General features: G+C 57.1%; 1 rRNA gene. It reads left to right on the forward strand.

The window, feature by feature from the left end:
- A 23S ribosomal RNA gene (locus NH342_RS22960) occupies positions 1 to 1,392 on the forward strand; the annotation flags it as partial.
- Between the last annotated feature and the right edge of the window lie 24 nt (positions 1,393 to 1,416).

Below are 1,416 nucleotides of genomic sequence, written 5' to 3' on the forward strand. Positions count from 1 at the left end.
GTGGGTGAGGCCTGACGCATAGCCGAATGAGGCGAATGGGATGATCCTATGCTGCCGAGAAAAGCCTCTAGCGAGTTCCGAGCGGCCCGTACCCCAAACCAACTCAGGTGGTCAGGTAGAGAATACCGAGGCGATCGAGCGAACTGTGGTTAAGGAACTCGGCAAAATGCCCCCGTAACTTCGGGAGAAGGGGGGCCACGCATCGTCAACACCCTAGCGGTGGGTAGCGGTGGGTGGCCGCAGAGACCAGTGAGAAGCGACTGTTTACTAAAAACACAGGTCCGTGCGAAGTCGAAAGACGATGTATACGGACTGACGCCTGCCCGGTGCTGGAACGTTAAGGGGACGGGTTAGCTACGTTGAGTGGCGAAGCTCAGAACTCAAGCGCCAGTAAACGGCGGTGGTAACTATAACCATCCTAAGGTAGCGAAATTCCTTGTCGGGTAAGTTCCGACCTGCACGAATGGCGTAACGACTTCTCAGCTGTCTCAACCACAGGCTCGGCGAAATTGCACTACGAGTAAAGATGCTCGTTACGCGCGGCAGGACGGAAAGACCCCGGGACCTTCACTATAGCTTGATATTGGTGTTCGGTTCGGTTTGTGTAGGATAGGTGGGAGACTGTGAAGCGGGCACGCCAGTGTTCGTGGAGTCGTCGTTGAAATACCACTCTGGTCGAATTGGATGTCTAACCTCGGTCCGTGATCCGGATCAGGGACAGTGTCAGGTGGGTAGTTTAACTGGGGCGGTTGCCTCCCAAAATGTAACGGAGGCGCCCAAAGGTTCCCTCAGCCTGGTTGGCAATCAGGTGTCGAGTGCAAGTGCACAAGGGAGCTTGACTGTGAGACCGACGGGTCGAGCAGGAGCGAAAGCTGGGACTAGTGACCCGGCACCGGCATGTGGAAGCGGTGTCGCTCAACGGATAAAAGGTACCCCGGGGATAACAGGCTGATCTTCCCCAAGAGTCCATATCGACGGGATGGTTTGGCACCTCGATGTCGGCTCGTCGCATCCTGGGGCTGGAGTAGGTCCCAAGGGTTGGGCTGTTCGCCCATTAAAGCGGTACGCGAGCTGGGTTTAGAACGTCGTGAGACAGTTCGGTCCCTATCCGCCGTGCGCGTAAGAGACTTGAGAAGAGCTGTCCCTAGTACGAGAGGACCGGGACGGACGAACCTCTGGTGTGCCAGTTGTTCCGCCAGGAGCACTGCTGGTTGGCTACGTTCGGCAGGGATAACCGCTGAAAGCATCTAAGCGGGAAGCTCGCTTCAAGATGAGGTCTCTCACCCCTCGTGGGGTAAGGCCCCCGCCCAGACCAGCGGGTTGATAGGCCGGAAGTGGAAGCACAGCAATGTGTGGAGCTGACCGGTACTAATAGGCCGAGGACTTGACTTACCCAACACACGCCCAAGCACCATC

It is taken from the genome of Klenkia sp. PcliD-1-E (genome assembly GCF_024124375.1).
GTDB lineage: Bacteria > Actinomycetota > Actinomycetes > Mycobacteriales > Geodermatophilaceae > Klenkia.